The organism is Hyphomicrobiales bacterium (assembly GCA_017642935.1).
Taxonomy (GTDB): domain Bacteria; phylum Pseudomonadota; class Alphaproteobacteria; order Rhizobiales; family MH13; genus MH13.
The window spans coordinates 248,808-262,013 of sequence record JAEPOK010000001.1; the positions used below are offsets into that span (position 1 = coordinate 248,808).

Annotated in this window: 17 protein-coding genes; 3 read left to right on the forward strand and 14 right to left on the reverse strand. The window is 59.5% G+C overall.

Translation table 11 applies throughout. The features are described 5' to 3' along the window. Positions 1 to 112: 112 nt before the first annotated feature. Positions 113 to 826: a response regulator transcription factor gene (locus tag JJ917_01185; protein ID MBO6697422.1), complete on the reverse strand. Its 714-nt coding sequence runs from the start codon at positions 824 to 826 to the stop codon at positions 113 to 115. A 37-nt stretch (positions 827 to 863) separates the two neighbouring features. Further along, complete coding sequence (locus JJ917_01190; GenBank protein ID MBO6697423.1) at positions 864 to 1,379, reverse strand: winged helix-turn-helix transcriptional regulator; 516 nt, start codon at positions 1,377 to 1,379, stop codon at positions 864 to 866. A gap of 241 nt (positions 1,380 to 1,620) precedes the next feature. On the opposite strand from JJ917_01190, the gene JJ917_01195 reads away from it, so the two are divergent. Beyond that, the gene (locus JJ917_01195) at positions 1,621 to 2,514 is read left to right on the forward strand and encodes a branched-chain amino acid aminotransferase (GenBank protein MBO6697424.1); all 894 of its coding nucleotides are present in this window, start codon (positions 1,621 to 1,623) and stop codon (positions 2,512 to 2,514) included. 9 nt (positions 2,515 to 2,523) lie between these two features. Here JJ917_01195 and JJ917_01200 read toward each other — a convergent pair whose 3' ends face one another. From JJ917_01200 to JJ917_01250, 11 genes are all read right to left on the reverse strand, one after another. Beyond that, entirely contained in the window at positions 2,524 to 2,985 is a 462-nt protein-coding gene (locus tag JJ917_01200) for a molybdenum cofactor biosynthesis protein MoaE (GenBank protein MBO6697425.1), read from the reverse strand. Positions 2,986 to 2,990: 5 nt separating this feature from the next. Beyond that, positions 2,991 to 3,242, reverse strand: a complete 252-nt coding sequence (moaD, locus tag JJ917_01205) for a molybdopterin converting factor subunit 1 (GenBank protein ID MBO6697426.1) — start codon at positions 3,240 to 3,242, stop codon at positions 2,991 to 2,993. A 4-nt stretch (positions 3,243 to 3,246) separates the two neighbouring features. Next, positions 3,247 to 3,834 carry a CDP-diacylglycerol--glycerol-3-phosphate 3-phosphatidyltransferase gene (pgsA, locus tag JJ917_01210; GenBank protein MBO6697427.1) on the reverse strand — a complete coding sequence of 196 codons (588 nt, stop codon included), beginning with the start codon at positions 3,832 to 3,834 and terminating at the stop codon, positions 3,247 to 3,249. An 85-nt stretch (positions 3,835 to 3,919) separates the two neighbouring features. After that, a complete protein-coding gene (gene uvrC, locus JJ917_01215; protein ID MBO6697428.1) occupies positions 3,920 to 5,923 on the reverse strand; it encodes an excinuclease ABC subunit UvrC in 2,004 nt (667 codons plus the stop codon). Between the two features lie 82 nt (positions 5,924 to 6,005). Continuing rightward, positions 6,006 to 6,794 carry an SDR family oxidoreductase gene (locus tag JJ917_01220; GenBank protein MBO6697429.1) on the reverse strand — a complete coding sequence of 263 codons (789 nt, stop codon included), beginning with the start codon at positions 6,792 to 6,794 and terminating at the stop codon, positions 6,006 to 6,008. 22 nt (positions 6,795 to 6,816) lie between these two features. Continuing rightward, on the reverse strand, positions 6,817 to 7,782 hold the full coding sequence (locus tag JJ917_01225; protein ID MBO6697430.1) for a calcium/sodium antiporter: 966 nt from the start codon (positions 7,780 to 7,782) through the stop codon (positions 6,817 to 6,819). A gap of 151 nt (positions 7,783 to 7,933) precedes the next feature. After that, positions 7,934 to 8,542: a glutathione S-transferase family protein gene (locus JJ917_01230; protein ID MBO6697431.1), complete on the reverse strand. Its 609-nt coding sequence runs from the start codon at positions 8,540 to 8,542 to the stop codon at positions 7,934 to 7,936. 17 nt (positions 8,543 to 8,559) lie between these two features. Next, positions 8,560 to 8,931: a hypothetical protein gene (locus tag JJ917_01235; protein ID MBO6697432.1), complete on the reverse strand. Its 372-nt coding sequence runs from the start codon at positions 8,929 to 8,931 to the stop codon at positions 8,560 to 8,562. Positions 8,932 to 9,046: 115 nt separating this feature from the next. Next, positions 9,047 to 9,454, reverse strand: a complete 408-nt coding sequence (locus tag JJ917_01240; protein MBO6697433.1) for a hypothetical protein — start codon at positions 9,452 to 9,454, stop codon at positions 9,047 to 9,049. A gap of 103 nt (positions 9,455 to 9,557) precedes the next feature. After that, a complete protein-coding gene (locus JJ917_01245) occupies positions 9,558 to 10,220 on the reverse strand; it encodes a ribonuclease (protein MBO6697434.1) in 663 nt (220 codons plus the stop codon). Between the two features lie 12 nt (positions 10,221 to 10,232). Further along, positions 10,233 to 10,670 carry a hypothetical protein gene (locus JJ917_01250; protein MBO6697435.1) on the reverse strand — a complete coding sequence of 146 codons (438 nt, stop codon included), beginning with the start codon at positions 10,668 to 10,670 and terminating at the stop codon, positions 10,233 to 10,235. Between the two features lie 136 nt (positions 10,671 to 10,806). On the opposite strand from JJ917_01250, the gene JJ917_01255 reads away from it, so the two are divergent. Continuing rightward, positions 10,807 to 11,451 (forward strand): MBL fold metallo-hydrolase, encoded by a 645-nt coding sequence (locus tag JJ917_01255; protein ID MBO6697436.1) that lies wholly within the window; start codon positions 10,807 to 10,809, stop codon positions 11,449 to 11,451. A 139-nt stretch (positions 11,452 to 11,590) separates the two neighbouring features. Here the strand turns inward: JJ917_01255 and JJ917_01260 are convergent, their stop codons facing one another. After that, a complete protein-coding gene (locus JJ917_01260) occupies positions 11,591 to 11,794 on the reverse strand; it encodes a dodecin domain-containing protein (GenBank protein MBO6697437.1) in 204 nt (67 codons plus the stop codon). 969 nt (positions 11,795 to 12,763) lie between these two features. Between JJ917_01260 and JJ917_01265 the strand changes: the two genes are divergently transcribed. Then, positions 12,764 to 13,099 carry a YegP family protein gene (locus JJ917_01265; GenBank protein ID MBO6697438.1) on the forward strand — a complete coding sequence of 112 codons (336 nt, stop codon included), beginning with the start codon at positions 12,764 to 12,766 and terminating at the stop codon, positions 13,097 to 13,099. Positions 13,100 to 13,206 lie beyond the last annotated feature (107 nt).

The window sequence follows — 13,206 nt, forward strand, 5'->3', positions numbered from 1 at the left end:
CCAACCCTTGTCGCGGGCGGCCATCTGCATCGGCAAGGCCAATGGCGTCAGAATTGGTTTCTTGCCAGTCGGCCATTGGCGGGCGGCGATCCTTACAGACGGTGCGGTGGTGCTAGTCGCTGATCAGACGATACCCCACGCCGCGCACGGTTTGAAGATGGGCCGGTGCAGCGGGGTTTTCTTCGATCTTTCGGCGCAAACGCGTCATCTGAACATCGATGGCCCGATCGGTCTTGTTGGGATCATCGCCGAGCAAGTCAAGACGCGAGACCGTCGCATTCGGGCGGGCCGCAAGCATGGCCAAAATCTCGCGCTCACGCTCGGTTAGCCGAACGATCTCGCCATCCTTGGTGAGCTCTCGTTTGGAAAGTGCAAACCGGAAGCGGCCAAAATCCACCGCATCGGCGCTGCCGCTGCGCGTTTGCTGGCTGGCGCGCAAGATGTTGTCGATGCGCAAGAGCAGTTCGCGTGGCTCAAACGGCTTGCCAAGATAATCGTTGGCCCCGGTTTCAAGCCCAGCAATGCGATCACCGGCGTCGCCGCGTGCTGTCAACATGATCACCGGGATGGCGGATGTTTTGCGCAGCTCGGCAAGATAGTCCAAGCCGCTTTCGCCGGGCATCATGACATCCAGCACCATCAGATCGAAGGACAGGCCTGAAGCCGCGCGCCGTGCGTCTTCAGCTGATTTGCTGACCGTGACGCGATAGCCATTGTCGCCGAGATAGCGTTTCAAAAGGTCGCCGATGCGTGCGTCATCATCAACGATCAGAATGTGGGCGGCTGTGTCGGCGGGAATCGACAGGGAAGCGGCGGCAGACGGCATAGCGGACATCCTTGTTCGGCGTGCCAGGTCCTGCGGTCTAGCCGCGATCGCCCGGTTTGCCAGCGGTGTTCAAGCTTTCCAACGGCGTGACCGGATCATTCATCAGCGCGCGCAGAAAATCGCGCACATCGCTCCGGCCGCCCGCTGGGAGCGCCTGCAATGCGCCTTCGATCCGTGACGATTGTATGGCGATCAGCTTTTCTGCCAGCACAGCGCCTTTTTCCGTCGTGTAGAGCAGCCGCTGACGGCGATCATCCGGTCCTGTTTCCTGGGTGATGTAGCCGGTCTCGATCAGGTTTTTGAGCACGCGCGCCAGGCTCTGTTTGGTGATTTGCAAGATCTCCAACAGCACCGCGACCGTCATGCCGGGGTTGCGATGGACAAAGTGCAAGACACGGTGATGGGCGCGACCAAAGCCGAGTTCAGCCAGAATCGCATCCGGTTCGCCGACAAAGTCCCGGTAGGCAAAGAAAAGATGCTCAATGATCGCCAGCGTTTCGGGATCATTGTCCTGATCGCGATGCGGCTCGGGTTGGAAAGATATGTCAGCCATGTTGACATATTTCGGCAAGGTTGTTACACCGCCGCCTCTGTTGGCGAAAGAAAAGGTCCTCGTGATGCGTTGCCGTTTTCATTTCTTGCTTTCAGTGCCGCATCGTTAGGCATTCGCATTTGGCCGAAAGGAATCGGCGCGCCTGCCCAACGATCAAAGAATGGATCGGGCTTTTCAAGTAAGCAGAGATGCCCGAGCCAAGTGCTTAACACAAAACGTTTTTCATTTGGGAGTGAAGACCATGGCCGGTGTGCCCTTCGATCAGTTGTCCGGACTTATCTGGATGAACGGTGAGTTTGTCGAATGGGATGAAGCCAAGGTCCACGTGCTCACTCACGGTCTGCACTATGGTTCGGCGGTGTTTGAAGGCCAGCGTGCCTATGGCGGCGTTGTGTTTGAACAGACAGCCCACCATGAGCGGCTGCATACGTCGGCCGAAATCCTCGACATGGTCATGCCCTACAGCGTGGAAGAATTGAACACGGCCTGCGAAGAGGTGATCAAGCGCAACGGTTTTGTCGATGCCTATGTGCGCCCGATTGCCTGGCGCGGTTCGGAAATGATGGGCGTTTCGGCGCAAGCCAACCGCATCAATGTTGCGATCGCCGCATGGGAATGGCCGAGCTATTTTGCGCCGGAAGAAAAGATGAAGGGCATTCGCCTGGATATCGCCAAATACCGACGCCCGGATCCGCGCACCGCGCCGTCGCACGCCAAGGCTGCCGGTCTTTACATGATCTGCACTTTGTCCAAGCACGCCGCTGAAGCCAAAGGCTATGCGGACGCGTTGATGTACGATTGGGAAGGTTATGTTGCGGAGGCGACGGGTGCGAACGTGTTTTTTGTCCAGGATGGTGTCCTGCACACGCCGCTTGCCGATCGATTCTTGGATGGCATCACGCGCCGCACGGTCATGAAGCTGGCGCAGGCGCGGGGCATTGAGATTGTCGAGCGCCGCATCCTGCCCCATGAGTTGGCCTCGTTCAGCGAGTGCTTTGTCACGGGTACGGCTGCCGAGGTGACGCCGGTCTCGGAGATCGGTCCGTTCACCTTCACGCCCGGCGCGATTTGTCAGGCGATGATGGCGGATTATGCCGAGGCCGTTCAGCCAAAGGCCGCCAAAGCCGCGGCCTAAGCGACCGCGTTACCAGCGATCGGCATCGGCATCGTCCGATGCCTTGGCTTCCACCCAGCGGCCCTCTTGTTCAGGGTTCGCTGGGTGTTCTTTTTTCCAGAATGGCGCCTTGGTCTTTAGATAGTCCATCAGGAAGTCGGCGGCTTCGAAGGCTGCCCGGCGATGCGACGATGCTGTGACCACCAGCACGATGGGATCGCCTGGCGCCAATCTGCCGAACCGATGGATGATGGTAATGCCGTGCAGCGGCCAGCGTGAGCGCGCCTCTTCGGCAATTCCTGTTAGCTGGCTTTCGGCCATGCCGGGAAAATGCTCCAGCTCCAACGCTTCAAGTTGCCCACCTTCATCGCGGCAATAGCCGGTGAAACTGGCAACCGCGCCTATGGCTGGATTACCCGCGTGCAAAGCGGCGATTTCGGCGCCAGCGTCAAACAGTTCAGCCTGAACCTTGATCTTCACATTGGGTTCCATGGCGCTCAGCCGCCGGTCATAGGCGGAAAAAACGCCGCCTCCTGGGCACCACCGAGCGCCGCGTCGTCATCGACCAGCGTTTTGTCGAGCGCCACGCGGATGATCGCTTGGTCTTCAAAGGCGTAGGCATAGCCTTCGTCGATGCCGGCCAGCCAGGCTTTCAGTGCACCGGCCGTTGTCACATCGGCGGGGATGTCGCGGGTCTCGTTGTCGGTTCCGATGCGTTCGCGCACCCAGGCAAAGTAGAGCAGCTTCATGACGCTAAGCCTGATCGGCGGCTACGAGATGGCCGATCCCGGCGCGCACATAATCGTACCCCGTCCAGACCGTCAGAAGCGCCGCCGCCCACAAAAGCACGATGCCGGCCAGCGTCATCCCGGGGATCAACGCGTCGCCGGCGGGGCCTGTCACGAGCACGGCCAGCGCCACCAACTGCACGGCGGTTTTCCATTTGGCGAGGTTGGAGACTGGCACCGACAGGTTCATCTGACCAAGATATTCGCGCAGGCCCGATACCAGGATTTCCCGGCTTAAGATGATAATCGCCGGGATAAGCGCCAGTCCGGTAATCGTGCCATTGGCGGCCAGCATAATGAGCACCGCGCCAACCAACAGCTTGTCGGCAATCGGATCAAGCATCTTGCCGAGGCTTGATTGCTGCGACCAAGCCCGCGCCAGATAGCCGTCGAGATAATCGGTGATGGCGGCCACGATAAAGATCACAAGCGCTATCCAGAGCCAGAGCGGCTGCGAGGAATAAAGGCAGGCGACGATGGCCGGGATGGCCGCAATCCGCCCGTAGGTCAAAAGGTTCGGCACGGAGTAGACAGTGCTATGGGCCGAGGCCATGAAACGTCTCACGCTGGCGTTTGGGTTGCTTGGTTTCACCACGCTGGCGGTGGCGACGTCAATCAAGCAGCGCGCCCTGAAAATGTCACCCGCTTTCGCGGAAATGATCGTAGATCGTCCGTGCTAGAGTCTGACTGATACCTGGAACCTGTTCCAGATCGGACAATCCAGCGCGTTTGATGCCTTTGACAGAGCCGAAAGCGTTGAGCAAAGCGCGCTTGCGCGTCGGGCCGATGCCGCCGACCTCATCGAGTGGATTTTCGCGCATTTGCGCTGATCGCTTGGCCCGGTGGGTGCCGATGGCGAACCGGTGCGCCTCGTCACGCAGGCGCTGGATGAAATAGAGCACCGGATCGCGCGGCTGCAGCATGAAGGGCTCACCCTCCATCGGATGCAGCGTCTCGCGGCCGGCATCGCGGTCCGGGCCTTTGGACACGCCGATCATTTGGACACGGTCGGTGATGCCCAGATCGTCCAGAACAGCCTTTGAGGCTGACATCTGGCCCTTGCCGCCATCGATGATCACCAGGTCCGGCCAGGCAGGAAAAGCGTCAGAGTCAGTCGGCTCCGCATCTCCATTTTCCTTCACCAGCCGAGAGAAACGGCGGGTGAGAACTTCGCGCATCATGCCAAAATCATCGCCCGGCGTGAGGGTGGAATCCTTGATGTTGAACTTGCGGTACTGGTTTTTCACAAAGCCGTCCGGCCCGGCGACAATCATGCCACCCACGGCATTGGTGCCCATGATGTGGGAATTGTCATAGACCTCGATACGGCGCGGCGAGGCGTCGAGGTTCAACGCTTCGGCCAGGCCATTAAGAAGCTTGGTTTGGCTTGCGCTGTCGGCGAGTTTGCGGGCCAGCGCCTCGCGGGCATTGGTGATGGCATGGTTCACCAGGTCGCGCTTTTCGCCGCGTTGCGGTTTGCTGATCTCTATTCTGCGCGCCGCGTGCTGACTGAAGGCATCGGCCATCAGATCGGCTTCGGGCAGTTTGTGCGAGGTCAGGATCAGCTTGGGGATCGGCTTGTTGTCGTAGAACTGCGAGAGGAAGCTTTGCAGCACCTCTTCAGGCTCCACCGATTTGTCGGCCTTGGGAAAATAGGCGTGGTTGCCCCAGTTCTGCCCGGTGCGGAAGAAGAACACTTGCACGCAGAACTGCCCGCCCTCGGCATGCAACGCAAACACGTCAGCCTCTTCGACATTGCGCGGGTTAATGCCCTGATGGCTCTGAATTTGGCTGAGCGCGGAAATCCGGTCGCGGTAGACGGCAGCGCGCTCGAAATCCAAATCCTCAGAGGCATGCTCCATCTGTTTGGCCAGATCGGCCTTCACCTGTTTCGATTTTCCGGACAGAAACGCCTTCGCATCGTCGACTAGCCCATTGTAGTCCTCAAGGCTGATCTCTCCGGTGCAGGGCGCTGAACAGCGTTTGATTTGATAGAGCAGGCAGGGCCGCGTGCGGCTTTCATAAACGCTGTCGGAGCAGGTGCGGATCAAGAACGCCTTTTGCAGCGCGTTGATCGTCCGTCCCACCGCTCCGGCAGAGGCGAAAGGCCCGAAATAGCTGCCCTGGCTGTTGCGGGCGCCACGGTGCTTGACCAGCTGCGCTGCCTCATGTTGTTCAGCCATCAGGATATAGGGAAAGCTCTTATCGTCGCGCAGCAGCACGTTGAAGCGCGGGCGCAGCCGCTTGATCAAGTTGGCCTCAAGCAGCAGCGCTTCGGTTTCGGTGCGCGTGGAAACGAACTCCATCGCCGCCGTCTGCGTGATCATGCGGACAATACGATTGGAAAGGCCCGTAGGCCGTGTGTAGCTGGTCACACGGGCTTTGAGTTTGGCGGCCTTGCCGACATAGAGAACATCGCCCTTGTCATTGAGCATGCGATAAACGCCAGGCGTGTTCGGCAGCTTTTTGACAAAGGCGGCGATCACATCAAAGCCGGATTCCGGGCGGCCGTCCGTGTCAGGGCTGGCTTCGCTCAAAGCCTCTTGGCCAACCCAGACTTCGCTTGCCAACTGGCCGGGGCCTGTCGCATCGCGCAGCTTGGGTTCAGCAAGTTTGGAATCGCTTTGGTCCATGGGTTCCATTGTGTCGGGAAATGGCAGTCGAAGCCAGATCGGCCACCGTCGGCGCTGCCTGCCTCTCCTGCCAGATGGGGCAGTAGGCTTGCTACTCGTTGATGCCCGCGACATCGGGCGTTTCCCAGGCCAGATGCTGGCCTCCATCAAGGGCGATCATTTGGCCGGTCACTGCCTTCATCCGCCAGAGATAGGTAATGGTCTGCGCAAAGGCATCAAGATCGGGGCTGCGTTTCAGGGGTACACCCGCCACCTGCTTTTTGAAGTCGTCGTCCTCCTGGCGCTCATTGGACAGCGTCGGTCCTGGCCCAATTGCGTTGACGCGCACGCGGCCTTCGGTGGTAGCGGCAAAGGCCTGTGCTAGCGTCTGGGTGAGGCCCCATAGAGCGACCTTCGAGGCTGTGTACGAGACGAAGTTGGGCGTCAGCTTCCAAACGCGCTGGTCGATGATGTTGACGATCAGGCCATCTGAGCCTTGCGGCAGTTGCTTCACGAACTGGTCTGCCAGCAGGGCAGGCGCGGTCGCATGAACGCCGAAATGGGCTTTGAAGAGATCGGGGCCAAGGTCGCCAACCTCATCGGATTTAAACATTGAAGCGTTGTTGACCAAGCAGCCAAGAGGCGCGCCCAGGGCGTCTGACGCTTTTCCGACGAGACCAATGAGATCATCATCATTCAACAGATCAGCCTGAACGGCCGCCGCCGTGCCACCTGCTTTTTTGATGCTGGCTACAGCCTGGTGGGCCGCGTCTTCTGAGCTTCTGTAGTGGATGCAAACTGGTGTACCGGAAGCGGCAAGCTGGCTCGCCATGGCTTTGCCGATGCGGTTCGCCGCACCGGTGATCAGCATTGGGGGTAGGTTGGTGAAAGCGGAGGGCATGGCCGGCCTTTTGAAAGGAAAACTATCCGCCGATAGCCTTCGCGATCAGCAGGCCCAGATAGATGGCGTAGAGCGCTAAAAAGGCGAGGCCGATCTTCCGTCCAATGGTCATTTTCATCAGAACCAGCGGCAGCAAGAGCGCCGAACTTGCCAGCATCACCCAAATGTCGAACCGCAATATCTGCTCGGCGATCGGCACGGTCGTGATGCTGGCGGTCGCACCCAAAATGAACAAGATGTTGAAGACGTTGGAGCCGATCACGTTGCCAACGCCAACATCAGCCTGGCCTTTCAGCGCGGCAACGACGGTGGTCACAAGCTCCGGCAGCGATGTGCCGATGGCGATGATGGTCAGGCCAATGATGACCTCCGGCACGCCCAATGAGCGGGCGATGGAGGAGGCTGAATCGACGGTTGCGTCGGCTGCGAGGGGCAAACCAACGATGCCGATCGCGAAGAAAAGCAGCGCGAGCCAAAGGGAATGCGGTACGCCTTCGACGCCGTCGATGGTCTCCAGTTCGCTGACATCGCCGGAGGCTCCGGCCTTGCGCGCCGACAAATAAGAGCCAACCAGAAACACCGCCAGAAGCGCCAAGAAAACAAGGCCGTGCCAGAAGACGAGTTGGCCGGATAACGCAAAAACGGCGAACAACAGCGATGCGCCCATCATGAAAACGGTTGAGCGCTTTAGCCCGGTCTGGTCGCAAGGGGTTGCGGCAATCAAAGCCGGAACGCCCAGCACAAGCAGAACATTGGCGATGTTGGAACCAACAATATTGCCGACCGCGATGTCGGCCACACCATCAAAAGCAGCTTGGATCGACACCATCAGCTCCGGCGCGCTTGTGCCGAGTGCAACGATGGTCAGGCCGATGATCAGGGGAGGTATGCCGAACCGCTCGGCCAACCCAACCGCTCCACGCACCAGAGCGTCGCCCGCAATGACAAGCCCGGCAAGGCCGAGAGCCAAGATCAAGTAATCAAGCAATGAGGGCGGTCCGAGCGATCAAGCAATGTGAAGGGGCGCGCCGCGCTGGGCAGAGAAAGAAGTCTGCATGTGTGGAGCGTGCCGGAAAAAACAAGGGCTCAAGGTACCGTTAAGTGGCCCGAAGCCAAGGTTTTTTGCCTGTCTTCAGTCGTTAAGATGCTGGCGCGGTCGCGTCATAGGCCGGAACCGTTGCCCGGAAGGCCTCCAGCCAGGCAACAAGCGCGGGGTAGTTGCGCCGCCATGCGCCTTCAAAGCGAAGATCAAGGTAACCAAGCGCGCAGGCCAATGCGATTGTGCCCACCGTCGGAGCGCCGGTTGTCTGCGGCGGCTTGGCTTCCAAATGGCTAAGAGCCGCGGCAACGCGTTCGCTTTGGCGCTCCACCCAGCTGTGGCTGCGTTCATGTTCTTCGCGATAGCGCTTTTCATAAACCTGCAGAATGGCGGCATCCATGATGCCGTCTGCGAGCGCCTCGAGCCGCATGGCTGCGATGCGCTGTTCGGGATCGACAGGGTAGAGTTTGTTGCCGCCGGCCATTTGATCCAGGTAGGCAACGATCACACGGCTATCGTAGAGCGTCTCGCCGTTTTTCAGGATGAGCGTTGGAATTTTGCCAAGCGGATTTTGCTGCCGCAACGGGTCCAGCGGGTCGGCTGTGTTCGCCGGTTGGGATTCAATTTCGCCCTCAAGGCCAAGCACAATTGCGGCAATCGAGCACTTGCGAACAAAGGGTGAGGCGGCAGCACTACGTAAAATCGCCAAAACAATTCCTCTAAAACTTAACCTAATGCATTGAACAGGTCTTCAAACTTCGCTGCTAATCCCATAGCGTCAAGTGGAAAGAGGTAGCTGGAAGGCTGCTCAACAAAGAAAGTGGTTATTGGGTGTTTCGCACTCTGCTCCTTGTTGGATTTGCCTTTGCCTGGGGTTCTCCCCAGTTCAAAGACCTGCGTCCGGAGCCGCTCGACGTGCCACTTGTGAATTTTCACCATGATGTGCGTGCGGTTGCGCTGGACGCGGTTTACGCGGTTCAGAGCGTCGATGCCGTCCGTGATCTGCGGTTCATGGATGAATATTTTGAGGTCGTGATTGGCCGTCTCAACGGCTAAGCTGCTCCAACCTTGCCATTGCGGATAGGGTTTGGCGGTCACATGGTGGCCGCCATTTTTGTATCGACTTCCAAAAGGCATGAAGGGTGCGCGCGGCGCTTCTGGCGCGTTTATGCGCCCAGCCAACCGCGCCGGTTTGAGCGATCGGGAAGAGGGTTCAGTGTTTGATCTGTTCGACGATCCGACGCAGCGAACGCACCAGAACAAACATCCCAGCTGGTAAGCCAAAGATGTGGAACATCAACCCTGGTAAGGCGAGCGGCAGTGCCGCCGGTTCAACGTTGGCTGCCATCACAAACACTGGCATCGCGATGGTGAGGATAATGATACCATTGGAGCCACTGGCGATCAGCGTATCCAGCTTACTTGATGCGCATTCCCAGAAAATACCGGCGCCATCAATCGGGCCACAGGCCTCAACACCTTTCAGCGGGTGGCCGTCGATCAGGAAAAAAGTGGCGATCCCCCAAGCGAGCCAAAAAGACAGGCCGATCCCAACCACAAACATCTTGAATTTGCGGTCAGGCAGCGGGCGTCGCAGCGCGTTGGAATCGAACTCGACCATGAGTGGCTGTATCTCACAGCTGAGGTAACCATCACCTTAAACGTGTCGTTCAAATGGGATCGGTTGCAAAATAAGCTGGCTAAAAGACCATTGGTTGCCGGTATCAGCGTGCCGCGATGGGCAAATTGGCCTGCCTGCAGCCATTGCGATCCACTTGGGCGCAGGCGCGCGGGGTTAGAGTGGTGTCGAGGCAAAGGCGGACTTCGGCGAAGCGACCGCCGGGACAGCTGATGGCAATGGCGTCGCGTCGAAGCCCGGAATTGGCATCCACAAAAGTCGCTTCAATGGCGTCGGCATCGAGCCGCGCGGGCGTTGTTCCGTCGAACAGAGACGGCAGTGTGATGCGGTCGCCGGCATCGCGGATGAGATCGGCGTAGGTTTGCTGGTCAAAACCGGTACAGGTGCCGTGCCTGTCCCACTGGTGCTCGATCAAGCCGCGGTCAGGCATGATGTCGAGCAGCGTGTTGGCGATGTCGTCCGGCATGCTGTCGCCGTGGGGCGACTGGCAAAAGCTTGGCCAGCCATCTTCAAATTGCGGCCAGAGGCCATGGGTGACGAAGCCATAATTGGCGCCGGACGCACATTGCAGCGGCGAGCGCTGACCGGCCTCGGTGGCGCAATAGGCCGGCGACCAGGAGAGCGCCAGCACGTAAAAATCAAACGGTTGGTCAGCGCTTTCATGCGGCTGGTCGTTTTGCCAGCCGGTGGCAACCGCAATGGCAATGGCCAGCGCGATGACGCCCCATTGGACCAACCGGCGGTTCATCTTCGAGGCGAATTACCAAAGGCGTAGCGCGCTGCAATCACCACCATGGACATTCCAGAGGTCGCGGCCAGCCATGCAGCTCTCCACGCCATAGGACACACCGACAAAGCTCGCGCGGCTCTCGATCAGATAGTAGACGGAGCGGGTGTGGCCGGTGGCAAGATGCGCACGGGCCTGACACCAACGGCGTTCGCGCGCACCGAGATAGGCCGGTGTCACGTAGCGGGTCTGGCGGATGTGATCGAACTGAACGACATCGACCAACTCCTGATAGGGCCGCTGACCGTGATAGCGCTCTTTCTCCGAAACCTGTGACAGCACGCCGCGCGCATCACAGGCGGGAATGTCGCCATAGACTGGAGCGCGGTGCTGACCGTAGTCGGCGGCCAGACCGGACGTAGCGGGCAGAGCCATCAGTGTTGCGAAAGCCAGGGCGAGGGCGCGGATCATCGTGGAATCTCCAGTTGGTTTGGCCGACCATGCCACAGGCGCGTGACGTTTTGGAAGTGGTGTTGCGCTCCTGCAGCCCGCGTGGCAGGCAGACGCCATGACCAAGCCATCTTCTGATCAGCCCAAAACCCCAACCTTGGAAGTCGCCGTGATGCCGGTGACGGCGTTTCAGCAGAACTGTTCGCTGCTCATCTGCACCGAGACGCGCAAGGCGGCGATCGTTGATCCAGGCGGCGAGGCGGAGAAGCTGATTGCGACAGTGGAAGAGGCCAACGCGACGCTGGAGCAGGTGCTGCTCACGCACGGCCACATCGATCACATCGGTGGCGCGGCGGATGTGGCGGCGCATTTTGGTGTGCCGATCGTTGGTCCGCACCGGGCCGATGAGCAACTGATCCAAGGCGTGGCGACACAGGCTGCGATGTTCGGCACGCCGGGCGTCAAGGTGCCCAGCATCGATCGCTGGCTTGAAGGCGGCGATCAGGTGAGCGTCGGCGATTTGATGTTCGATGTGCTGTTCACGCCGGGCCATGCGCCTGGGCACGTGATCTTCGTGAACCACGCCCACAAGTTTATCGTCATGGGCGATGTGCTGTTTCAAGGCTCGATCGGGCGCACCGATCTGCCTGGTTCGGATCACGGCACGCTGATGAAAAGCATCTTTCAGACGGTGCTGCCGCTCGGCGATGATTATCAGTTTCTGCCGGGCCACGGCCCTGGGTCCACGCTCGGCGCAGAACGCGAAGGAAATCCTTTCATTGTGCAGGGGTTTGAGGGCTAGGGGACTTTTCCGCCACTTTTGCTGTCATCCCGGCCAAACGCTATGCGGTTAAGCCGGGATCTTTCTTTCATGGTTTGGCGATCCCGGATAGCGCAGCAGGCATGCCTGCTCGCTTCCGGGATGACACGTACTCTGGAGTTTAGTCCTCCAGTACGAAGGTCACTTTCAGGCCGACGCGGTACTCGACGATCTTTCCGTCGCGCACGGTGGCCTTTTGGTCCTTCACCCAGACAGCTTCGACATTGTTCAGCGTCTTGGCAGCGCGGGCGACGCCCTGCTGGACGGCATCTTCGAAGCTGACGGTGGATGAGGCGATGATTTCGGTGACGCGAGCTACGCTCATTGGTTTTCTCCCTTTTGGTGAAGGAGGAGCGTGGCGGCTGTCGGGCGAGGGGTCAAGGGTCGCCCTGGCCCAGTCGTCATCGTGGACAGGAGGCTCGGCGCGGAAAACAGCATTTTGGTCGCTCTGGCCCTCTGAGCGGTTGGGCCGCAGGCCCAGAGCCCTTTCTGAATGCCCAACCGCTGGGAAACCGGCGCTCTTCGCTTGGCTCTGTTCCTGCGGAACAACCGCAGGTCCGCTGCCACCCCAACGCCAAAAACCTGACTGCCCAATGGGGCATCAGGGTTGTCTCTCCATTGCTCTGTTCCTGCGGAACAACCGCCATCTCTTTTGGCTCTGGGCCTGCGGCCCAACCGCAGGATGGAACCGAAGCGGGGCGCGGAGAACGCCGGTCGCTGTAGTCTAAGCACTAGACGCTTACCGCGCCCCGCTTGCAGGTGCTGCACACTATGCGCCGGTGGGATCGCCACCGATCACAGACGCCTGCCGCCTTCAGGTGTCGGTCATGTGACTGGGAGAGTCTGCCCAGCCATCACCTATTCCGCCGCTATTGCCTGACCGGCCCCCGTGACTCCCGAAGTCACCTGATGGCAGTACTGACGACGCCGCATCCCCGGATTCTAGTCGGTTCGACGGACGCTGCGCTGCTAGGAGCTTTCGCTCCCACATAAAGTGCTGAGCCTGGCGGGGTGTGACAAAGAGCGTTGGCGTTGCCGATCGAAGGATCGACCCGTTCCATTGCTCTTAACCCACCGGGCACAACCTGCCCTCCACCCCACATGGTTTCACGGGTGCACACGCTGTTCCGCGGGCGAAGGCGAGGTCAGTGTGGCCAAAAAACAAGGGCCGGGGATAAGTTGCGGCGCTATCCTCACCTAATTGCCGCTAGGCGCCCCTTGGGCGTTGACGCCTGCGACAAAGCCAGCCTTCCTAGGCTTCTCGAGGCCAATCGGAAGATCAAAGGGAGTGAACATGGCTGGCAAGTTTGAAGTCTATACCGATAAGCGCGGCGAAACGCGGTTCCGTCTGAAAGCCGGCAACGGCCAGGTGATCCTCGCGAGCGAAGGCTACAAGAAAAAAGCCAGCGCCATGAACGGCATTGAATCGGTGCGTAAGAATGCCGCTTCCGAGGCCCGCTTCGAGAAGAAAAAGTCGAAGAACGGCAAGTCGATGTTCAACTTGAAGGCGTCGAACGGTCAGGTGATCGGCACGTCCGAAATGTATGAGAGCGAAGCCTCCTGCGACAACGGCATCGCGTCTGTGATGAAAAACGCCCCCGACGCCAAACTGGACGATCAGACGGGCTAAGCCGGGGTCGGGGTAGACGCTTTTGGGACCCCCCATGCTAATCTGGACGCCTTTGGCGATCCGGAATCTGCCAAATCCACTGTCGCCATCCCCAGGCGTCTAACGCG